The sequence below is a fragment of the Streptomyces sp. TAA040 genome (genome assembly GCF_000424845.1).
This window is the reverse complement of sequence record NZ_AUKR01000025.1, coordinates 49,146-69,328: the sequence shown is the minus strand read 5'-3', so window position 1 is coordinate 69,328 and position 20,183 is coordinate 49,146. Positions and strand designations below refer to the sequence as shown.

Genomic DNA, 20,183 nt, shown 5'->3' with positions numbered 1-20,183 from the left:
GCCGAACGCATTGCTGCCGTGGGAGGCGACCCCATGGCCCGCCTCTTTGCCGGGCCCCGCGGCGGGCGGATATCGACCGCGGTGCTGCGCGATGCCACGCACTGGGACGAGGTCGTCGTCCGGCTGGGGTTCGAGCATCTGCGGCGGCACGACCTGAGGCACACGGGACTGACGTGGATGGCTGACGCCGGCGTGCCGTTGCATGTGCTGCGGAAGATCGCCGGTCACGGCTCGCTCAGCACGACACAACGCTACCTGCGCCCGGATCCTCGTTCGATCGCTCGTGCCGGCGCGGCGCTCAGCGAGCACCTCAAGTCGTCCAAGACCGCCCCTGGTCCCAAACTGGTCCCAGAGCCGCCTCGCCCACGGCCTCTCCGAGTCGTCCGCTAGCAGTGGATCGAGACACGAGAAAGACCCACTGACCAGGAGATTCACCTCCCGGCCGTGAGTCGTTCTGCATCGTCGGGACGACAGGATTTGAACCTGCGACCCCTTGACCCCCAGTCAAGTGCGCTACCAAGCTGCGCCACGTCCCGATGCATTCCCGGCCCGGTGTGCTGCCCGGACCGATCGCGCACCAGAACAATACCGCACTTCCCCGGATGCTCGCTGCCGCCCTCCGTCAGGTTTCAGGCCGCTTCCGGGGGTGACCCGTCGGGGGTTGTCGACCGTGGTCCCGACCCAGGAGGTGAACGGTGAGCCGTCCCCGCATTGTGATCGTCGGAGCCGGGTTCGCCGGCTACCAGGCCGCTCGGCGGCTGTCGCGGAAGCTCCGCGGTGCCGCCGAGGTGGTGCTGATCAGCCCGAACGACTACTTCCTCTACCTCCCGCTCCTGCCCGAAGTCGCGACCGGTGTGCTGGAGCCGCGCCGGGTCACGGTGTCGCTCGCCGGCACGCTGCCAGGCGTGAAACTGGTGCCGGGAGAGGTGCGAGGGGTCGACCTCGACGAGCGGCGGATCTCCTACACCGATCCCGAGGGCCGCAGTGGAGACCTGCGCTACGACCGGCTGCTGCTGACAGTGGGCAGCGTGAACAAGCTGCTGCCGATCCCCGGTGTCGCGGAGCACGCGCACGGTTTCCGCGGTATGCCGGAGGCCCTCTACCTGCGGGACCACATCAACCGGCAGCTGGCGCTGGCCGCGGCGTCGGACGACCCGGAGGAGCAGGCTGCCCGCTGCACCTTCACGGTCGTGGGGGCCGGCTACACCGGTACCGAGGTCGCCGCGCAGGGTGCGCTGCTCACGCGGGCGCTCGCCAAGCGCTATCGGCGGGTGCCGGAGCCGCGCTGGCTCCTGCTCGACCTCGCCCCGCGGGCCCTGCCCGAGCTCGACCGCCGGCTCTCCCGCACCGCGGAGGACGTGCTGCGCAAGCGCGGCGTCGAGGTGCGGACCGAGACGACGGTGAAGGAGGCGACCGCGGACGGGGTCTTCCTCGACGATGGCGGCTTCGTGGGCACCAGGTCGCTCGTGTGGTGTGTCGGGGCGCGACCCGACCCGCTGGTCGAGGCGCTGGGCCTGCCGACCGAGCAGGGGCGGCTCGTCGTGGACGAGTACCTCGCCGTGCCAGGGCACCCCGAGGTGCTGGCCTGCGGGGACGCCGCGGCAGTCCCTGATCTCACCCGCCCGGGCGAGTTCACGCCGATGACCGCGCAGCACGCCTCGCGCCAGGGGAAGACGGCCGCGGTCAACCTGGCAGCTTCCTACGGCAGGGGCGAGCCGCAGCCGTACAAGCACCACGACCTGGGGTTCGCCGTGGACCTCGGCGGGGTGAAGGCCGCAGCGAACCCGTTGCAGGTCCCGCTCTCAGGAGTGCTGGCCAGCGCGGTCACCCGCGGATACCACCTCACCTCGCTGCCCGGGAACCGGGTGCGGGTGCTGGCCGACTGGCTGCTCAACGCCGCCCTGCCGCGCCAGGCCGTCCAGCTGGGGCTCGTCCGCGAGTGGTCGGTCCCGCTGGACACCGAGTCGCCGGAGACGGCCCGGGTACCGCTCGGCCGACCGGAAGGGCGGTAGCCCGCCTCTCCCTCGGCTTCGGACCTCCGCGTTTCGGAGTTCCGGTCTCCGGGGCCCCGGAGACCGCGCAACGCCGGGGGCTACAGGCCACCGGCAGGAACCCGCGCCCGCCGCTGCTCCGCGCACCCCCGACCGGGTGGAGCAGCGGCGGGCGTGTGTCCGGACGGACCCGCGGAGGTGGCAAGGCCGGACCTGCAGAGGCGGGCAGGGCCGGAGTGGAGCGGGCCGCAGAAGTCCCGCGTGGGGAAGTGTCCGGGTCAGGGTCGGCTGTCGTCGAACCGGTCGAGGAGCGTGCCCACCCGGCAGTCCCCGGCGGCCAGGAAGCGACCGAAGGCCTCGCCCGGGAGGCAGGCGTCCCGCCACCTGTTCTCCCGCAGGGTGCGCTGCCACGCGCCGGACGCGCGGAGCCGGCCGAGGAGCGAGACCAGAGCACGCCGCTGCTCCGGGGTGATGCCCGGCGGGGCCATGAGACCGCGCCAGTTGAGCACCTCGAGATCGTGTCCGGTCTCCCTCAGCGTGGGGGTTTCGATGCCCTCCAGCCGCTCGGGGCCGGTGACCGCGAGGACCCGGAGACGACCGGCCCGGATGGCGTGGCGGTACTCCGCCGAGCCGGTGACCGCGAAGTCCACCCGGTGGCTGAGCATGGCGGCCAGGAGTTCGCCGCCGCCGTCGTGGCGGTCGAACGGCAGCTCGCCGGGGGTGAGCCCGACCTGCTCGGCGATCAGTATCAGCGCCTGGCGGTCGGGGCCGCCCGGATGCGAGCCCACCCCCGCCCGCAGCCCCTACTCGCTCCGCCACGCGGCGACCAGGTCGCCGAACGAGTGGTGGGCGGAGTCCGCCGGGATCACCACCACCTCCGGTTCCTCGACCGGCCGGGCGAGCGCAGTCGCGTCGGACGGGGCGTGGGGCGAACCGGTCGAGAGTGTGCTGCCGACCAGACCGAGGCCCATCTGCATGAGCAGTTGCGCGTTCCCCTCCTCGTGGACGAGCCGGGCGAGCGCGGTCGTGCCCGCGGAGCCGGAGAGGTTGAAGACCTCCACGCCCTCGGCGAGGCCTGCCTCGTCCATGGTCAGGGCCAGCACGCGGGCTGTGGCGTCGTAGCCACCGCCGCCGGGTGGGGACCATCAGTCGGATCCGGTCCGGCTCCGTGCGGGGGTCGAGTACGCAGCCCGCCAGCAGCAGTGAGAGGACGGCCGTTGCCGCCAGCCACCGGGTCACCGCCCGTTCCTCCTCACTCGTTCGGCCTGCCGCTGCCGCTGCCGCTGCCGCTGCCGCTGCCGCTGCCGCTGCCGCTGCCGCTGCCGCTGCCGCTGCCGCTGCCGGGCTTCGCGGCGTCTGCGCCTTCGGGGCCGGCGCCGCTCCCGCGGCGGCGGACCTGCCCGGCGCGGGAGTCCGCGGGGCCATCCTGCGGCCCGAGCTGCCCACCGGACAACCCGGTGTCGTCGCCCGCTTCCCCCGCGCGGGCCGGGGCTCCGGACTCCGGCCCCGCGCCGGAGTCGGCCCGTGCACCGGAGGCCGGGCCGGTGGTGGTGCGGATCCGGCGCGAGCGTCGCCAGGCGGTCAGCGCCGGCGCCAGCAGGGAGAGCGCCGCGACGGCCAGCAGAGCCGCCGAGATCGGCTTGCTGACGAAGGTGCCGAAGTCGCCCGAGGAGATGAGCAGCGCCTGCCGCATGGACTTCTCCATCAGTCCGCCGAGGATCAGACCCAGGATGAGAGGCGCGGCCGGGAAGCCGTCGGCCCGCATGAGGAAGCCGGTCACGCCGAAGGCGATCAGCAGCCACAGGCCGAAGGTGCTGAACGACTGCCCGTACACCCCGACCACGCAGAAGACCACGACGAGCGGCAGCAGGAGGGTCCGGGGTGTCTTGAGGATCTTGGCGAAGAGGGGGATCAGCGGCAGGTTCAGGACGAGCAGCACGATGTTCCCGATGTACATGCTGGCGACGACGCCCCAGAACATGTCCGGCTGCTCCTCCAGCAGCAGCGGCCCCGGCTGGACGCCGAGCACCAGCAGGGCGCCCAGCAGGACGGCGGTGGTGCCCGACCCCGGCACGCCCAGGGTCAGCAGGGGGACGAAGGAGCCGACCGCGGCGCCGTTGTTGGCCGACTCGGGCGCCGCGACGCCCTTGATGTTGCCCTTGCCGAAGGTGCCGCCGTCCTTGGCGAACCGTTTCTCGAACGAGTACGACAGGAACGGGGCGACGGTGGCGCCCGGCTCCGCGGTGAGCGGTGAGAGGCTGGCCGGCCCGGCCGGCTGCCGAAAGGGGCCACGGAGCAGACCGCCGAACTGGTCAGCCGGACCCTGTACGAGGAGCCGGACGGGCTGTCCGCCTCGGAGTGCGCCGAGCGGAGCGGATTGTCGCGGGTCAGCGCCCGCCGCTATCTGGAGTTCTTCGTCGCCGCCGGTCGGGCCCGGGTCACCCTCCGGTACGGGACGACCGGGCGTCCCGAGCGGCGTTACCACTTCGTGACCGGGTGACGGGGGTGCGTGCCCGACCGGGCCGTTCCGTTCTGTGTCAAACGGGCATTGCGCGGGTGCGCCGTTTCGGACATCCGGGCGATGTGACCGCGGACACAAAGTTCGGTTTCCCTTGTCGCAACAGGGTCTTCATCGCGGTGAAACGGGCACAAGCGGGCCCGATCCAGCGGGTGGTGCACCTGGTGAAGTCGTTCGACCGGCTGTACAACTTCCTCCATGGGCCCGAACGGGCACTCGTCCAGGAGAGGTGCAGGTCGTGAACGCGGATGAACGTCAGCGGGAGATCGTCGCCGCTGCGCGTCGGGCGGGTTCGGTCGATGTCGCCGAGCTCGCAGCGGAACTCGATGTCGCGAAGGAGACGATCCGCCGCGACCTGCGACTACTGGAGGACCACGGCCTGGTGCGCCGTACACACGGTGGTGCCTACCCGGTGGAGAGTGCCGGATTCGAGACGACCCTCGCGTTCCGCACCACCATGCACGTACCGGAGAAGCGCCGGATCGCCGCCGCGGCAGCCGGCCTGCTCGGCGAGGCCGAGACGGTGTTCGTCGACGAGGGCTTCACCCCGCAGCTCATTGCCGAGGCACTGCCCAGGGACCGGCCCCTGACCATCGTCACCACATCCCTGGCCACTGCGGGGGTGCTGGCGGAGGAGGAGAAGTACACCGTTCTGCTGCTCGGCGGCAGGGTGCGTGGCGGGACCCTGGCGACCGTCGACCACTGGACCGTTCGGATGCTCTCGGGGTTCGTCATCGACCTGGCGTACCTGGGAGCCAACGGCATCTCCCGCGATCTGGGCCTCACCACGCCCGACCCCGCGGTGAGCGAGGTGAAGACGCAGGCGGTACGGGCCGCCCGTCGCCGCATCTTCGTCGGAATGCACACCAAGTTCGCCGCAGTCAGTTTCTGCCGCTTCGCCGAGGTCAGCGACTTCGAGGCGATCGTCACCAGCACCGGCCTGCCGTCCGCGGAGGCACACCGATACTCGCTGCTCGGCCCGCAGGTGATCCGGGTGTGATCGGAACCTGCGGCCCTTCAGCCCAACGAGCCCCACGAGGATAACCACCGTCGCGGGTGGCGCGGCTTCGAGCCGCCCGCAGAACCACTGGGAGTCACGATGCGCAGTCAGAGCCGACACCGCGCAGTAATCGCCTGCACCGCCGCCAGCGGACTGCTGCTGACGGCCTGCGCCGGAGCAGGCGGGTCCGGCAGTGAAGAGGGCGACACCGTCAACGTACTGATGGTGAACAACCCGCAGATGGTCGATCTGCAGAAGCTGACCAAGAAGCACTTCACCGAGGAAACCGGTATCAAGGTCAACTTCACCGTCCTGCCGGAGAACGAGGTCCGCGACAAGATAAGCCAGGACTTCGCGAACCAGTCCGGCCAGTACGACCTCGCCACGATCAGCAACTACGAGACGCCGATCTACGCGAGGAACGGCTGGCTGCACGAACTCGACCCGTACCTGTCCGAGGACAAGGAGTACGACGAGGAAGACATCATCAACCCGATGCGGCTCTCCCTCACCGGGGAGGACGGCAAGGTCTACGGTCAGCCGTTCTACGGTGAGTCCTCCTTCCTGATGTACCGCAAGGACATCCTGGAGAAGAACAACCTGGAGATGCCGGACAAGCCCACCTGGAAGGAGGTGGGTGAGATCGCCGCCGACGTGGACGGTGCCGAGAGCGACATGAAGGGCATCTGCCTCCGCGGCCTGCCCGGCTGGGGCGAGCTCACCGCGCCGCTGACCTCGGTCGTGAACACCTTCGGCGGCACCTGGTTCGACAAGGACTGGAACGCCCAGCTGACCTCACCCGAGTTCACCGAGGCCACCCAGTTCTACGTCGATCTGGTGCGCGACCACGGCGAATCCGGCGCCGCGCAGGCCGGCTACGCCGAGTGCCTGAACAACATGACCCAGGGCAACACGGCCATGTGGTACGACGCGACCGCCGGTGCCGGATCGCTCGAGGCCGACGACTCTCCGGTCAAGGGCAAGATCGGCTACGTGCCGGCGCCGGTCGAGGAGACCGGCAGCTCCGGCTGGCTCTACACCTGGGCCTGGGGCATGCAGAAGGCGTCGGACAACACCGACAACGCCTGGGACTTCATGTCCTGGGCGTCCAGCAAGGAGTACGAGGAGCTGGTGGGCAAGGAGGTCGGCTGGTCCAACGTCCCGGCCGGCAAGCGCGCCTCGACGTATGAGAACCCCGAGTACCAGGAGGCCGCCGAGGCCTTCTACGAGGTCACGTACGACGCCATCAGCGAGGCCGACCCCCTCGACCCGGGTGTCCAGGAGCGTCCCGCCCCCGGCATCCAGTTCGTCGGCATCCCCGAGTTCACCGACCTGGGCCTGAAGGTCTCGCAGGAGATCAGCTCGGCCATCGCCGGCCGTCAGACGGTCGAGGAAGCCCTGGAGAAGTCCCAGAGCCTGGCTGAGCAGGTCGGCAAGGAGTACCAGAAGTAATGACCACCCCCGTCAAGGCGGTCTCGCCGCCGCCGACCACCGGAGCGGGGCGGCACCACGCCGCCGCCCCGCCTCCGGGCGGAAACAAGAAGCTGCGCGCCTGGTCGACCCGGGCGCCTTTGCTTCCCGCCCTGATCTTCCTCATCGTGGTGACCCAGCTGCCGTTCGTGGCCACGCTGGTCATCTCGGTGTTCGACTGGAACTCGCTGTACCCGGACGCACGCTCCTTCGCGGGGCTGTCCAACTACGCCACCGTCCTCTCCGACGAGGCGATGCGGGACTCGGTCGTCACCACGGTGGTGCTCACCGCGACGGTCGTCCTGGTGAGTCTGATCCTGGGTATGGGACTCGCCCTGCTGCTGGACCGCAGGTTCCGCGGCCGGGGCATCGTGCGCACCATGCTGATCGCCCCGTTCCTGGTGGTTCCGGTCGCCGCCGCGCTGATGTGGAAGCACCTGCTGTTCAACCCGGAGTACGGGCTGTTCAACGGTCTCCTCAACTGGTTCGGCAACCTGGTCGGCATCGAGCAGGTGATCCAGCCCGACTGGATCTCCGACATGCCGCTGCTGGCGGTGGAGATGTCGCTGATCTGGCAGTGGACCCCGTTCATGATGCTGATCCTGCTGGCAGGCCTGCAGAGCCGGCCGGGGGACGTGATGGAGGCCGCGAAGATCGACGGTGCCGGCGCCTGGCAGACCTTCCGCTACATCACGCTGCCGCACCTGCGCCGCTACCTGGAACTGGGCGGGCTGCTCGGCTCCATCTACATCGTGCAGAACTTCGACGCCGTCTTCACCCTGACCTCCGGCGGCCTCGGCACCGCCAACCTGCCCTACACGATCTACCAGACCTTCTACCAGGCCCACGAGTACGGCCTGGCCTCCGCCGCGGGCGTCCTGGTCGTGATCGGTTCGATCATCCTGGCCACCTTCGCCCTGCGAGTGGTCTCGTCCCTCTTCAGTGAGGAGGTGGCCCGCTGATGAGTGCCACCACCGCCCCAGTGACGGCCCCTGAACTGCGCCGTGCGCGCCGCAGCAGCAGCCTGCTGGGCATGGCGGCCTGGCTGCTGGGCATCTTGTTCTTCCTTCCGATCGCCTGGATGCTGCTGACCTCCTTCCACGCGGAACCGGACGCGGCGTCCAACCCGCCGGCGCTGTTCGCGCCGCTGACGCTGGACAACTACTCCGACTTCTTCGGCGCGGGAGGCGGCGCGAGCCCCTGGCCGCCGCTCATCAACTCGGTGACGGCCTCCGTGGTCTCCACGGGGCTGACCCTGCTGCTGGCCCTGCCGGCGGCGTACGCCCTCTCGATCAAACCGGTCGAGAAATGGCGCGACGTGCTGTTCTTCTTCCTGTCCACGAAGATGCTGCCGATCGTCGCCGCGCTGCTGCCGATCTACCTGATCTCCAGCAACATCGGGATGCTCGACAACATCTGGTTGCTGGTCATCCTCTACACCGCGATGAATCTTCCGATCGCCGTGTGGATGATGCAGTCCTTCCTGGCCGAGGTTCCGGTGGCCGTGATCGAGGCCGCGCAGATCGATGGCGCGCGGCTGCCGACCATCCTGGCCCGCGTCATCGCGCCCATCTCCGGGCCCGGTATCGCGGCCACCGCGCTGATCTGCTTCATCTTCAGTTGGAACGAGATGCTCTTCGCTCGGGTCCTCACCGGCGTCGCGGCACAGACGGCACCCGTGTTCCTGACCGGCTTCATCACCAGCCAGGGCCTGTTCCTGGCCCAGGTGTGCGCCGCGTCGATCGTCATCTCCCTGCCGGTGCTCGCCGCGGGATTCGCCGCCCAGGACAAGCTTGTCCAGGGCCTGTCGCTAGGAGCCGTCAAGTGAAAGCCGCTGTTATCGAGGCGCCCGGCAAGGTCGCGCTCACCACGGTTCCCGACCCCACCCCCGGACCGCGCCAGGTGGTCGTCAAGGTGGCGGCCTGTGGCCTGTGCGGCACCGACCTGCACATCAGGGAGGGCGAGTTCGCTCCCACCCTGCCGGTGGTCCCCGGCCACGAGTTCGCCGGCGAGGTCGCAGCGGTCGGCAGCGAGGTCACCGAACTGGTCGAGGGCGACCGCGTGGCCGTCGACCCCTCGTTGTACTGCTTCGAGTGCCGGTACTGCCGCAGCGGTCACAACAACCTGTGCGACCGCTGGAACGCGATCGGCGTGACCACCGCGGGCGGCGCGGCCGAGTACGCCACCGCCCCGGTCGCCAACTGCGTGAAGCTCCCCGAGCACGTGGGTCTCCAGGACGCGGCGCTCATCGAGCCGCTGTCCTGCGCGGTGCGCGGTTACGATGTGCTCAACGCCCGCATGGGCGCCCGGGTGCTGATCTACGGCTCCGGCACCATGGGACTGATGATGCTGGAGCTCGCCAAGCGCACCGGCGCCGCGTCGGTGGACGTGCTGGATCTCAACCCGGAGCGGCTGGCCACGGCGAAGGCGCTCGGCGTCAGCAACTCGGCGGCCTCGGCCGACCAGCTGGACCGGCCCGAGGGCTGGGACGTCGTCATCGACGCCACCGGGAACGCCAAGGCGATCCAGGACGGCATCGGACGGGTCGCCAAGGCAGGAACCTTCCTGCAGTTCGGTGTCTCCGACTACGCCACCACCGCCGTCATCGAGCCGTACAAGATCTACAATCAGGAGATCACCATCACCGGCTCGATGGCCGTGCTGCACAGCTACGAGCGGGCGGCGGACCTGTTCGCCAACGGGGTCATCGACCCGGCGGTCTTCATCAGTGACCGGCTTCCGCTCGACAGCTACCCGCAGGCGCTCGACCGCTTCGCCTCCGGCCAGGGCCGCAAGATCATCGTCGTTCCCTGACAGCCCTCGCCCCACCGGCCCTCCCGCGGCGCTCCGGCAGCCGTGGGCGGGCGTTTCCTTCCCCTCCCCGACCCGGACGACCGGGCGGGGGGTTCGTGGTGCCGGACCCCGCCTCCCGGAGCGTGCGGGTCCCTGCCCGGGGTGGGGGCCCCTGCTCCCGGCGCGGGCCGCCGCTCTCCGGGGCGGTGCTCCGCTCCCGGTTCAGCGTTCCAGGACCAGCGCCTGCCCCTGGCCTACCCCGATGCACAGGGCGGCCATCCCGGTCCCGGAACCGGCCTCGGCGAGCTGCCGGGCGACGGCACCGGCCAGCCGTGCGCCGGAGGCGCCCAGCGGGTGGCCCAGCGCGATCGCGCCACCGCGCGGATTGACGCGTTCCGGGTCCAGCTCGGGCCACTCGGCGAGGCAGCCGAGGGCCTGGGCCGCGAACGCCTCGTTCAGCTCCACCGTGTGCAGCCCGCAGAGATCGCGGCCCGCTCGGGTCAGGGCCCGGCGCGCGGCCTCCACCGGGCCGAGACCGAAGTACTGCGGCTCGATGCCGGTCACGGCCGAGGAGACGACCCGTGCCAGCGGCTCCCGGCCGCTCGCCGCCAGCCCGGCCTCGTCGGTCAGCAGCAGGGCCGCCGCTCCGTCGTTCAGCGGAGAGGAGTTGCCGGCCGTCACCGTGCCGCCGTCCGGCCGGAACGCCGGCCGCAGCCGGGCGAGGGCCTCCGTCGAGGTGCCCTCCCGCACCGACTCGTCACGATCCGCTTCCGTGCCGGGCACCGGGGCGACCTCCGCGTCGTACAGCCCGTTCTTCCAGGCCAGGGCGGCCCGGCGGTGGCTCTCCAGTGCGAAGCCGTCCTGCTGCTCGCGGCCGATGCCGTACCGGTCCGCGATCAGCTCGGCACCCTCGCCGAGCGAGACCGTCCACTGCGAGGGCATCTCCGGATTGACCATCCGCCAGCCCAGCGTCGTCCCGTGTATCTCGGGGGCGGTCGCCGGGAACGCCCGCTCGGGTTTGGGCATCACCCACGGGGCGCGGCTCATGGACTCCACTCCGCCGGCGATCACGACCGAGGCGTCGCCCACCGCGATCGTCCGGGCCGCCTGCACCACTGCCTCCAGACCGGAGGCGCACAGCCGGTTCACGGTGCTGCCCGGCACAGTCGGCGGCAACCCGGCAAGCAGTACCGCCATCCGCCCCACGTTGCGGTTCTCCTCACCCGCGCCGTTGGCGTTGCCGAGGATCACCTCGTCGATCCTGTCCGGCTCCAGCTCCGGGTTGCGCGCCACCAGGGTGCGCACCACGTGGGCGGCCAAGTCGTCGGGGCGCACCGGTGCCAGCCCGCCGCCGTAGTGGCCCACCGGTGTCCGGACGGTGTCGACGATGTACACATCGCGAAGACGATCGTTGGTCATGCCACCGATCGTGGCACCCGCCGCATTGCCTTGGCCATACCCGGGTGCGGTTCTTACGGACCGGGAACGCCTCGGCCGTGGTGGCGCCTTCGGCGGGTGCCGCGGGCCTACCCTGTGGTCATGCATGTCCTGGTCACCGGAGGAGCCGGATTCATCGGCTCGCACATCGTCCCCGCGCTTCGCGCGGCGGGACACGACACCACCGTCTGCGACCTGGCGGTCCGGAGACCCGACCGGCACCACCTGCGGGTCGACGTCCGAAACGCAGGGGTCGTGGCCGAGGCACTCACGGGAGTGGACGCGGTGTGCCACCAGGCCGCCATGGTCGGGCTCGGCAAGGGATTCGAGGACGCCTCCGGGTACGTCTCGACGAACGACCTCGGTACCGCCGTCCTGCTGGAGGGGATGGCGGAGGCCGGTGTCCGCAGACTGCTGCTGGCCGGGTCCATGGTCGTCTACGGCGAGGGCCGCTACCACTGCCCGGCGCACGGGCAGGTGCGGCCCGGCCCCCGTTCGCCCGCCGCTCTCGAAAGCGGCAGCTTCGAACCGCCGTGCCCGGACTGCGGTGCGCCGCTGGAGCCAGGGCTGGTCGGGGAGGACGCCCCCGCCGACCCGCGCAACGTCTACGCCACCACCAAACTCGCCCAGGAGCATCTGGCCGCCGCCTGGGCGCGTGCCACCGGTGGCCGGGCCGTGAGCCTGCGCTACCACAACGTCTACGGAGACGGCATGCCCCGGGACACCCCGTACGCGGGCGTGGCCTCCTTCTTCCGGTCGGCGCTGGAACGCGGCGAGGCGCCGCGGGTGTTCGAGGACGGCGGCCAGCGGCGGGACTTCGTGCACGTCGAGGACGTCGCCGCCGCCAACGCGGTGGCCCTGGACGCGCTGGACACCCAGCCGGAGGGCGGACTGCGCGTCTACAACACCGGCAGCGGCACCCCGCACACGGTGGGCGAGATGGCGGCGGCCCTGGCCGCGGCCCGCGGCGGCCCCGCACCCCGGGTCACCGGGGAGTACCGGCTCGGGGACGTCCGGCACATCACCGCCTCCTCCGCACTGCTGCAACGGGAGCTGGGCTGGCGGCCCCGGGTGGGCTTCACCGAGGGGATGGCTCGCTTCGCCACGGCACCGCTGGCAGCGTCGCCCGAGTCGGCAGGGTGACCTCGAACCGGCATCCGCCGGGGACGTTGCGCACCGAGGCCCGCCCGGAGTGTGCCTCGACGATTCCCCGGACGATCGCCAGGCCCAGCCCGGCGCCGGATGGCGGGGTACGGGCGTCGTCCCCGCTCCAGCCGGTGTCGAAGACCCGCGGCAGCGCCGCGGCGGGAATCCCTCCGCAGCCGTCGGTCACCGACAGCACCACCGAGTCCTCGCGGCGGTCGGCGGCCACCGCCACCGTGCCGTCCGCGGGGGTCCGGTGGATCGCGTTGACGAGCAGATTGGCCAGCACCCTGGTCATCTCCTTGCCGTCCACCTCGACCGGCACCGGTTCCACCCCCTCGTCGGCCAGGCGCACCCCGAGTTCGGCGGCGAGCGGGCCCGCCCCCGCGATGGCGTCGCTGATCAGGTCGTACACCGACATCCGGGTCGGGGCCAGCGCCAGCGAGCCGGCCTGGATTCGGGACAGCTCGAAGAGGTCGCCGACCATGGCGCTCAGCCGCTCCACCTCGACCCGGATCTGCCGGTGGTACCGGTCCGGGTCGGGGGCGATGCCGTCCTCCAGCGCCTCCGCCATGGCCCGCAGGCCGGACAGCGGGGAGCGCAGGTCGTGTGAGATCCAGGCGACGAGTTCCCTCCGGGACGCCTCCAGCGCCTGTTCACGCTGCCTGGCCTGCGCCAGACGCTCACCCGCGTCCGTCAACTGACCGGCCAGGGAGGCCAGTTCCGATGGCATGGCGCGGTCGGGCGGAGTGAAGCCCGCCCCGTCACCGAGTGTGCGGGCGGACTGCTCCAGCGCCCGGTGGCCGGCGCTCACCCAGCGGCCCAGCAGCAGGGCGGTGAGCGTCGCGGCCACGGCGGCCACCGCGCACACCGTCGTCACCACTGCCAGGTCGTGCCGGTTGAGGAACATGGCCCAGGCGACCGAGAGGGTGCCGGCGAGCATCGCTCCCACAGTCACGGCGATGAGCAGCGCCAGCGAGACCGCGACCGACCGCCGGCGCAGCACCCGTAGCGCCACCGCGCCCAGCAGACCGGTCCCGGCCGCCCCGAGCGCCGCGTAGAGCGCGATGAGCGCGAAGTCCTTCACCGGGTGCCACTCTCCGTCCCGCCCTCCGTGCCGCCCTCCGTGCCGTGCCCCGTCCCGTGGCCCGGGGCGGCGGCGGGCCGTGGCGCGCTGCCCGGTCCGTCGCCGGGCGCCGTGTGCGCGGTGACGCCGCTGTCGAAGCGGTAGCCGACGCCCCAGACCGTGCGGATCAGCTGCGGGGCGGCGGGATCGGCCTCGATCTTGTGCCGCAGCCGGCGGACGTGGACGGTGACGGTCGACAGGTCCCCGAAGTCCCAGCCCCACACCGTCGACATCAGTTCCTCCCGGGTGAACGCCCGCCCCGGGTGGCGCAGCAGGTGAGTAAGAAGATCGAACTCCCGCAGTGTGAGGGCGAGGTCGCCGCCGGCGTTCCGCGCCGTCCTCGCGCCCGGGTCGAGGGTGATGCCGCCGCCCCGCAGCAGCGGCCCGGCGGCCGGGCGGGCACCGGCACGGCGGAGCACCGACTCGATCCGCAGCACGAGTTCGCGCGGGCTGAACGGTTTGGTGACGTAGTCGTCGGCGCCCAGTTCGAGCCCGGTGATCCGGTCCTCCTCGGCGCCGCGCGCGGTGAGCATCACCACCGGGACCGATCCTGCCTCCCGGAGCTGCCGGCAGACCTGGAGACCGTCCGTCCCGGGCAGCATCAGATCGAGCACCACGAGGTCGGGCGGATGGCTGCGGGCACGGTGCAGGGCGGAGGTGCCGTCCGCGGCGCTCTCGACCGCGAAACCGGCCCGGTGCAGGTAACCGGCGACGACCTCGGTCACCGTCGGGTCGTCGTCCACGACCAGGACGCGGCGCGGCGTCGGGCTGTCCGTCATGCCGTCGAGTCTGGCACTGCGGGGGGCCGTGCAGCGGTCCGGGAGACGTTCGTCGGTGGGACGTCCGCGTTTCGTAAGGTCAGCAGCCCCTTGAGCGCGGTTTGTCCTCGTAGGGTGAAAGAGATGAACAGAAAGCCAACGCCACGAGGGAACCTGGTGCTGCCCTGCCTGGACGAGGCCGGGGCGCTGCCCTGGGTGCTCGGCCGGGTCCCGGCCGGCTGGCACCCCATCGTGGTCGACAACGGGTCCACCGACGGATCGGCCGAGATCGCCGCTGAGCTGGGGGCGACGGTGGTGCACGAGCCTCGTAAGGGTTTCGGCTCCGCCTGCCACGCCGGGCTGCTCGCCGCCGAGGCCGAACTGGTCGCCTTCTGCGACTGCGACGGCTCGCTCGACCCGTCCGCGGTGGACGGCGTCGCGGCGCCGGTCGAGGACGGTGGTGCCGACCTGGTCCTCGCCCGGCGCCGCCCGACCGCCCGCGGTGCCTGGCCGCTCCACGCCAGAGCCGGGAACATGGCGCTGGCCCGGATGGTGCACCGCAGGACGGGTGTGCGGCTCCACGACCTCGGGCCGCTGCGCGCCGCCCGCCGCCGGCCGCTGCTCGACCTCGGTTTGACCGACCGCCGCAGCGGCTACCCGCTGGAAATGGTCGTCCGGGCGGCCGACGCGGGCTGGCGGATCCTGGAGACGTCCGTCGGCTACGCGCCCCGGACGGGCCGGTCGAAGGTGACCGGCACCTGGCTCGGAACGGCCCAGGCAGTGAAGGACATGCGGGGAGTGCTGCGGTGAAGGCTCAGTCGCGGACCACGATCCTGGTGATCGCCAAGGAACCGGTGCCCGGCCGGGTGAAGACCCGGCTGACACCCCCTTTCGCACCCGACGAGGCGGCGCGTCTCGCCGAGGCGGCCCTCACCGACACCCTGGAGACGGTAGCCGCCCTCCCGGCGCAGCGGCGCGTACTGGTGCTCGACGGACAGCCGGGCGCGTGGCTGCCCGCAGGCTTCGAGGTGGTGCCGCAGTGCGCGGGAGGGCTCGACGCCCGCCTCGCCGGCGCCTTCGGCCACTGCCGCGGTCCGGCGCTGCTGGTGGGCATGGACACCCCGCAGCTCACTGCCGGGCTCCTGGCCCCGGTGCTCGCTCCCGAGGGCTGGCGCGACTGCGACGCCTGGTTCGGCCCGGCCGCCGATGGCGGCTTCTGGGCACTGGGACTCCGCAGCCCCGACCCGGACCTGCTGCGCGGTGTGCCGATGTCGCGTCCCACCACGGGGGAGGTGCAGCGCCGCCGCCTGCTGGACGCCGGTCTGGCCGTCTGCGACCTCCCCGTGCTGCGGGACGTCGACACCGCGGAGGACGCGGCCGCGGTCGCGGCAGCCACCGACGGACGCTTCGCCGCCGCGCACCGCGCGGCGACCGGCCCGGTGGAGGTACGGTGACCACGACCTCGCCCCCGCCGGGAGACCGTATCCCCTGGCACGCCGACCCGTACGCCGACGCCCTGCGCACCGGCCGTGGGCCGCTGTTCCTGCGCCGCCCGGACGGCTGGCTGCTGCCGCTGGAGGTGGAGCGCTGGTGCGCCGGCGCGGACGAGGCGGACGGCACCGTCCTCGGCCGCTGCTCCGGAGCGGTGGTGGACATCGGCTGCGGCCCCGGCCGGATGGTCGCGGCGCTGCGGCGGCGCGGCCACCCGGCGCTGGGCATCGACACCACCCCGGACGCCGTCCACCGCACCCGCGCTCTGGGCGCCGCGGCCCTGTGCCGCTCGGTGTTCGAGCCGCTGCCGGGAGAGGGCCGCTGGGACAGCGCGCTCCTGCTGGACGGCAACGTCGGCATCGGCGGTGATCCGGGGGCCCTGCTCGCCCGGGTGGGCGAGCTGCTGGCCCCGGGCGGCGTGCTGCTCGTCGAAGCGGCGCCGACCGAGGTGGAGGAGTGCGTCGAGGTACGGCTGGACGACGGCAGCGGCGGCCGCGGGCCGGCGTTCCCCTGGGCCCGGATCGGCGCGGCCGCGCTGCGGGTCCGGGCCGAGTCGTCCGGCTGGGAGGTCGCCGAGCAATGGTCCGCCTACGACCGGCGGTTCCTCAGCCTGCGGGCGAGCGCCCACCCGGCGGCCGCGCATGCGACGGCCGCCAGCAGCAGGGCCCAGTTCCGGGGGTAGTCCAACGGCAGCAGCGAGGGGTTCGCGGGTTCCGGACGCAGCAGCACCGGCAGGGCGGTCAGCGTGAGGACGCCGGCGACCAGCAGAGCCCCTCGCCACAGTCGCCGCTCCGGAAGCCGACGCAGTCCCAGACCTGCCAGCAGCACCAGGGGGACGGCGACGAAGTCGTGCAGGGCCACCGATCCGGCCAGCCACACGGCCACCTGGGCCGGAGTGCCTGACCGGGTCTCGAACAGCAGGTTCAGGCCGCCCACCGCGATGAGCGCGCAGCCGGCCGTGCCGAGCAGCACCCGCAGTACGCCCGTCGTGCTCATCCGAGTACCTCCAGTCGTGTCACCCATTTGGTCTGCAGCACGCCGGGCCGGTTCGGCGCGATGATCCGGGTGGGGTACCCGTGATCGGCGTCGAGCACCTCACCGTTGAGCCGCAGCGCCAGCAGGGTCAGCGGGTCGGTCGCGTACGCGGGCGTCAGCACGGCGGAGGCGAAGGCGCCGCGCTCCTGCAGTGAGACGGCCCGCACCAGGGCTCCGGGCGGGGCGCCCGCCCGCTCCAGCAGGTCCCGGACCCGTACCCCGCCCCAGTGCGCCGAGGCGCTCCAGCCCTCCACGCAGGTGATCGGCAGTTCGGCCTCGTGCTGCGGCAGGCCGCGCAGTTCCGCCAGGGTCAGCGAGAACGGGCGCGGCCCGCGCACCTCCAGCCGCCAGTCGTCCGGTAGGTCGGCGTCGATCCCGGCTGCGGCGGCGGTCCGGTTGACGGGCAGCCCCTGCGAACCGTAGTCGGGATGGCGCGGCGCCAGCAGCGTCAGCGGGCGCAGCGGAGGGAAGGTCTGCCCGGCCGTCACGAGCGTGACGGCCCCGGTGGCCGCTGCCGTGCCGAGCAGCAGCGCCCGCCGGTCGCCGTCGTCCGGATCCGACCGGTCGCGCCGCCAGTGGGCGGCGATCTGCGGGGTCTTGACTGCGATGTGCAGCAGCAGCGAGCCGATGATCACCCAGGCGAGGGCCCAGTGGACCTGCCGGAAGGAGAACGGCCAGACGTACCACTGCGCGATGTTGAGCAGGCCGAGGAACAGCTCCAGTACCGAGGCCGCCACCAGGACGGCGATCGACAGCCGCTCCAGCGCGTGCCGTACCGAGCGCACCGGTGGGGAGACGAACAGCCGGGGATAGACCGTCCAGAGCTTTACGAGCAGCAGCGGCACGGCCGCGATGCCGGTGGTCACGTGCAGGCCCTGGGTGAGGCGGTATCCCTGGACAGGCCGGGAGGGCAGCGCCGTGGCCGGCCAGTCGGCCGGCTCCTGGAGCACGTGGCTGAGCAGGCCGGTGAGGAAGCACACCGCGAAGGCGGCTCCCAGCCACCGTCCGACGGCGGTCGCGGTCCTCGGGTCGTGCAGCCTCCCGCGGAACTCGATCAGCACGGCGCTCACCACCCGGTGACGAAGAGATGGTTGACGGTGAGTGCGAGAACAGCCTGTGCGCCCAACCACCAGCGGTGGTCGCGGGACGGCAGGAGCGCGGCGGCCGGAATCAGCCACATGGCGAACGGCAGCCAGATCCGCTCGGTCTCCGCCTTGCTCATGCCTGACAGGTCCGCTGCCAGCACCATCAGCAGCCCGGCGGCCAGCAGCACCACCAGCGGGCCGCGCCGGGCCTCGCGTCCGGTCGCCCGGCGCAGCCCGGCGACGGTCGCCAGGCCCAGCACGGCGACCTGGGCGGCCAGGTTGGCCCAGACGTAGTAGACGTAGGGCCGCACCCCGGCCGCGCCCTGGTAGTAGCGCTCGACGAGCGTCGAGTAGCCCTCGTACCACCAGAACCCGGCTGCGGTGAACACGGCCACCCAGGGCAGGGCGCCCAGCAGCACCCAGGGGATCGGCCGCCACTCCCGGGCCGCGAACAGGACGGCGAGTGCGAGGACCACCAGCAGGCCGAGTCCGTAGGAGAGGTACATCGTCCAGCCGAAGAGCACGCCGGAGCCCACGGCTGCGAGCTGCCACCGAGCGCATCGGCGGGTCGCGGCGAGTGCGAGCAGTGCCGTGGCCCAGGCGCCCACCCCGGCGAAGTAGCCGTCCGCGGAGACCCCGATCCACACCGCGGCCGGGGCCAGAACGAGGAACGGCGCGGCACGCCGGGCGTTCTCCTCGTCGCCCAGGGCCCGGACGGTGACCAGGACGGCGGTGGCCGCCGAGGCGCCCACCAGGATGCACAGCACCGCCGCCCACGCTCCGCCGCCCAGCCCGACGCGGTCCAGGCCCACGAAGGTCAGCAGCGCTCCGGGCGGGTGCCCGGCGACGTGCGCCGGCCAGTTGTCCGGGGAGTCCATCAGGATGCGGCCGGTGAAGCCGCGCAGCATCGCCCCGATGTCGTCGACCTCGCCGACCGACTGGAGGTACTCGTACTTGGTGGTCAGCCGCCGGGCGACCCCGCGGTCCCAGCCGTCGACGAGCGCCAGTGACCAGACCCAGGCAAGTGAGGCGACCCAGGAGCCCCAGAGCAACTGCCGCCAGCGCAGCCGTCGGGCGGCGGACGGGCCGTACACCACGATGAGTGCGGCCACCACCAGGGCGGCCGGGGTGCCCGGACCGAGGTGCGGCTCCCAGTAGGCGTAGAGCGGGGGCCAGCGCAGGCGCAGCGTTCCGTCGCGGTTCTCCACCGCGTGGCCGACGAGTGCGGCCACGGTGAACAGGGCGACGGCCGCGGCGGCGACGAGGAGGTCGAGGCGACGGCGGTACCGCCGGGGGTTTTCGGTAGAACTCACCCGGTCACGGTAGGCCTCCGCAGGTCGCCGGGTGGTGACGACGCGGCAGCCGTCACCGAGCTGTCAGATCTTCGTGGGCCGGTTCCGGCCCGGACCGGGTCAGCGGCCCGCGGCGAGCAGCTCGGTGATCGCGTCCGAGGCGCGGCGGGCGGCCGCAGCCTCGGTATCCGCGCCGTTGATCACCTCGGTCTGGTAGTCCTTGATCGGGTTCGCCGCTTCGAGTGCCGCCCAGGAGGGCGAGTTCGGGGTGGCGTGGCCGTTCTCGGCGCCCGCGGCCATCGCGGCGGCGCCCGGATCGCCGTCCAGCACGTCGACCAGGGTGGTCTTGTCGGGCACGTAGCTCATGGCGACCGCGATCTCTTGCTGCCACTCGTCGCCGGCGAGCAGCTTGACGAACTCGTAGGCCTCCTGGGGATGCGCGGACCGCTCCGGCTGGATCAGCACCGAGCCACCGGTGAACGCCGCGCCCGGTTCGCCCGGCGCGTCGCCCGGGATCGGGAAGTACCCGAGCTCGTCGGCGAGTTCCGGGTTGGCCTCGACGGTCAGCCGCGCATGCCCCGGAACTGCGATGAGCTGGGCGATGTCCCCCCTCGGCGAATAGCGTCGTCGGCGGCGAGTGCCGCGGTGACCTTCTCGCCGATGCCGTCCCACTCCTGCACCGTGACCCTCGCCTCGACACCGGGATTGCGGCTCTCGAAGTCCCGCACGAAGTCCTCGACCAACTTCTCGCCAAGGCTGTACTGCGTCAGCCAGACGTCGAGTTCCACCCCGTCCGCGCCGTCGTCCGCCGTGCCGCAGGCTCCGGTGGCCAGCAGAGCCCCGAGCGCCAGGGCCACCGGTCCGAGTCGTCCGCGGTTGCGCATCCTGCTCCCCTGCTCGCATGCCTGATCGACTGCTGCGCACAGGCGAGTGGGGGAGCTGTCAATTGGCATAGACCAATGAGGATCAAGAGGTTCACCCGCTTTGGCACGGACCGGGATGCGGTGTGAGGTGCCCGACCGGGCACCCGTGAGCGGTCGAGGA

23 protein-coding genes, 1 tRNA gene and 1 pseudogene are annotated in these 20,183 nt (G+C 72.1%); 13 read left to right on the top strand and 12 right to left on the bottom strand.

Features of this window, described 5'->3' with window-relative positions; all coding sequences use genetic code 11:
- Positions 1-390 (top strand): tyrosine-type recombinase/integrase (locus H300_RS0119040; RefSeq protein WP_158678396.1); only part of this gene is annotated, 390 nt, incomplete at its 5' end.
- 72 nt (positions 391-462) lie between these two features.
- Here H300_RS0119040 and H300_RS0119035 read toward each other — a convergent pair.
- A tRNA-Pro gene (locus H300_RS0119035) sits at positions 463-536 on the bottom strand.
- Between the two features lie 159 nt (positions 537-695).
- On the opposite strand from H300_RS0119035, the gene H300_RS0119030 reads away from it, so the two are divergent.
- Positions 696-2,012 (top strand): NAD(P)/FAD-dependent oxidoreductase, encoded by a 1,317-nt coding sequence (locus H300_RS0119030; RefSeq protein ID WP_028428688.1) that lies wholly within the window; start codon positions 696-698, stop codon positions 2,010-2,012.
- A 257-nt stretch (positions 2,013-2,269) separates the two neighbouring features.
- Here H300_RS0119030 and H300_RS29465 read toward each other — a convergent pair whose 3' ends face one another.
- The 3 genes from H300_RS29465 to H300_RS31925 form a co-directional block, all read right to left on the bottom strand.
- A complete protein-coding gene (locus H300_RS29465) occupies positions 2,270-2,779 on the bottom strand; it encodes a tripartite tricarboxylate transporter substrate-binding protein (RefSeq protein ID WP_051270206.1) in 510 nt (169 codons plus the stop codon).
- 15 nt (positions 2,780-2,794) lie between these two features.
- Entirely contained in the window at positions 2,795-3,094 is a 300-nt protein-coding gene (locus H300_RS29460; RefSeq protein ID WP_051270205.1) for a hypothetical protein, read from the bottom strand.
- A 149-nt stretch (positions 3,095-3,243) separates the two neighbouring features.
- On the bottom strand, positions 3,244-4,290 hold the full coding sequence (locus H300_RS31925; RefSeq protein ID WP_486583945.1) for a tripartite tricarboxylate transporter permease: 1,047 nt from the start codon (positions 4,288-4,290) through the stop codon (positions 3,244-3,246).
- Between H300_RS31925 and H300_RS32620 the strand changes: the two are divergent.
- The 7 genes and pseudogenes from H300_RS32620 to H300_RS0118995 all read left to right on the top strand — a co-directional run.
- A pseudogene (locus H300_RS32620) lies at positions 4,267-4,491 on the top strand (two-component system response regulator); the annotation flags it as partial. The gene H300_RS31925 and the pseudogene H300_RS32620 sit on opposite strands and share 24 nt — an antisense overlap.
- Before the next feature lie 137 nt (positions 4,492-4,628).
- Positions 4,629-4,751: a hypothetical protein gene (locus tag H300_RS32615; protein WP_486583943.1), complete on the top strand. Its 123-nt coding sequence runs from the start codon at positions 4,629-4,631 to the stop codon at positions 4,749-4,751.
- The gene (locus H300_RS0119015; protein WP_078516135.1) at positions 4,748-5,509 is read left to right on the top strand and encodes a DeoR/GlpR family DNA-binding transcription regulator; all 762 of its coding nucleotides are present in this window, start codon (positions 4,748-4,750) and stop codon (positions 5,507-5,509) included. The genes H300_RS32615 and H300_RS0119015 overlap by 4 nt, the downstream gene beginning before the upstream one ends.
- 99 nt (positions 5,510-5,608) lie before the next feature.
- On the top strand, positions 5,609-6,961 hold the full coding sequence (locus tag H300_RS0119010) for an ABC transporter substrate-binding protein (RefSeq protein WP_028428686.1): 1,353 nt from the start codon (positions 5,609-5,611) through the stop codon (positions 6,959-6,961).
- Positions 6,961-7,941 carry a carbohydrate ABC transporter permease gene (locus H300_RS0119005; RefSeq protein WP_028428685.1) on the top strand — a complete coding sequence of 327 codons (981 nt, stop codon included), beginning with the start codon at positions 6,961-6,963 and terminating at the stop codon, positions 7,939-7,941. The genes H300_RS0119010 and H300_RS0119005 overlap by 1 nt, the downstream gene beginning before the upstream one ends.
- Positions 7,941-8,807 carry a carbohydrate ABC transporter permease gene (locus H300_RS0119000; protein ID WP_028428684.1) on the top strand — a complete coding sequence of 289 codons (867 nt, stop codon included), beginning with the start codon at positions 7,941-7,943 and terminating at the stop codon, positions 8,805-8,807. The genes H300_RS0119005 and H300_RS0119000 overlap by 1 nt, the downstream gene beginning before the upstream one ends.
- On the top strand, positions 8,804-9,793 hold the full coding sequence (locus H300_RS0118995; protein ID WP_028428683.1) for a zinc-dependent alcohol dehydrogenase family protein: 990 nt from the start codon (positions 8,804-8,806) through the stop codon (positions 9,791-9,793). The genes H300_RS0119000 and H300_RS0118995 overlap by 4 nt, the downstream gene beginning before the upstream one ends.
- 201 nt (positions 9,794-9,994) lie before the next feature.
- Here H300_RS0118995 and H300_RS0118990 read toward each other — a convergent pair whose 3' ends face one another.
- Positions 9,995-11,191 (bottom strand): thiolase family protein, encoded by a 1,197-nt coding sequence (locus H300_RS0118990; RefSeq protein WP_028428682.1) that lies wholly within the window; start codon positions 11,189-11,191, stop codon positions 9,995-9,997.
- Positions 11,192-11,311: 120 nt separating this feature from the next.
- Between H300_RS0118990 and H300_RS0118985 the strand changes: the two genes are divergently transcribed.
- On the top strand, positions 11,312-12,352 hold the full coding sequence (locus tag H300_RS0118985; RefSeq protein WP_028428681.1) for an NAD-dependent epimerase/dehydratase family protein: 1,041 nt from the start codon (positions 11,312-11,314) through the stop codon (positions 12,350-12,352).
- On the opposite strand, the gene H300_RS27865 is transcribed toward H300_RS0118985, so the two are convergent.
- Positions 12,288-13,439 carry a sensor histidine kinase gene (locus tag H300_RS27865; protein ID WP_051270204.1) on the bottom strand — a complete coding sequence of 384 codons (1,152 nt, stop codon included), beginning with the start codon at positions 13,437-13,439 and terminating at the stop codon, positions 12,288-12,290. The genes H300_RS0118985 and H300_RS27865 overlap by 65 nt on opposite strands.
- Positions 13,436-14,257 (bottom strand): response regulator transcription factor, encoded by an 822-nt coding sequence (locus H300_RS27860; RefSeq protein WP_051270203.1) that lies wholly within the window; start codon positions 14,255-14,257, stop codon positions 13,436-13,438. The genes H300_RS27865 and H300_RS27860 overlap by 4 nt, the downstream gene beginning before the upstream one ends.
- Positions 14,258-14,380: 123 nt before the next feature.
- On the opposite strand from H300_RS27860, the gene H300_RS0118970 reads away from it, so the two are divergent.
- Genes H300_RS0118970 through H300_RS27855 form a run of 3 tightly spaced genes read left to right on the top strand, consistent with a single transcriptional unit; the run spans position 14,381 to position 16,409 of the window.
- Positions 14,381-15,046 (top strand): glycosyltransferase family 2 protein, encoded by a 666-nt coding sequence (locus H300_RS0118970; RefSeq protein WP_028428680.1) that lies wholly within the window; start codon positions 14,381-14,383, stop codon positions 15,044-15,046.
- A complete protein-coding gene (locus H300_RS0118965; protein ID WP_028428679.1) occupies positions 15,043-15,690 on the top strand; it encodes a DUF2064 domain-containing protein in 648 nt (215 codons plus the stop codon). The genes H300_RS0118970 and H300_RS0118965 overlap by 4 nt, the downstream gene beginning before the upstream one ends.
- Entirely contained in the window at positions 15,687-16,409 is a 723-nt protein-coding gene (locus tag H300_RS27855) for a methyltransferase domain-containing protein (protein ID WP_051270202.1), read from the top strand. Before H300_RS0118965 ends, H300_RS27855 begins: the two co-directional genes overlap by 4 nt.
- Here H300_RS27855 and H300_RS0118955 read toward each other — a convergent pair.
- The 5 genes from H300_RS0118955 to H300_RS32610 all read right to left on the bottom strand — a co-directional run bounded on the left by H300_RS0118955 (position 16,316) and on the right by H300_RS32610 (position 20,023).
- Complete coding sequence (locus H300_RS0118955; RefSeq protein WP_028428678.1) at positions 16,316-16,723, bottom strand: hypothetical protein; 408 nt, start codon at positions 16,721-16,723, stop codon at positions 16,316-16,318. The genes H300_RS27855 and H300_RS0118955 overlap by 94 nt on opposite strands.
- On the bottom strand, positions 16,720-17,835 hold the full coding sequence (locus H300_RS0118950; RefSeq protein ID WP_486583942.1) for a molybdopterin-dependent oxidoreductase: 1,116 nt from the start codon (positions 17,833-17,835) through the stop codon (positions 16,720-16,722). Before H300_RS0118950 ends, H300_RS0118955 begins: the two co-directional genes overlap by 4 nt.
- Entirely contained in the window at positions 17,829-19,160 is a 1,332-nt protein-coding gene (locus H300_RS31200) for a hypothetical protein (RefSeq protein WP_028428676.1), read from the bottom strand. Before H300_RS31200 ends, H300_RS0118950 begins: the two co-directional genes overlap by 7 nt.
- A gap of 99 nt (positions 19,161-19,259) precedes the next feature.
- Positions 19,260-19,811, bottom strand: a complete 552-nt coding sequence (locus H300_RS30525) for an extracellular solute-binding protein (protein WP_486583941.1) — start codon at positions 19,809-19,811, stop codon at positions 19,260-19,262.
- Positions 19,703-20,023, bottom strand: a complete 321-nt coding sequence (locus H300_RS32610; protein ID WP_028428674.1) for a type 2 periplasmic-binding domain-containing protein — start codon at positions 20,021-20,023, stop codon at positions 19,703-19,705. The genes H300_RS30525 and H300_RS32610 overlap by 109 nt, the downstream gene beginning before the upstream one ends.
- Positions 20,024-20,183 lie beyond the last annotated feature (160 nt).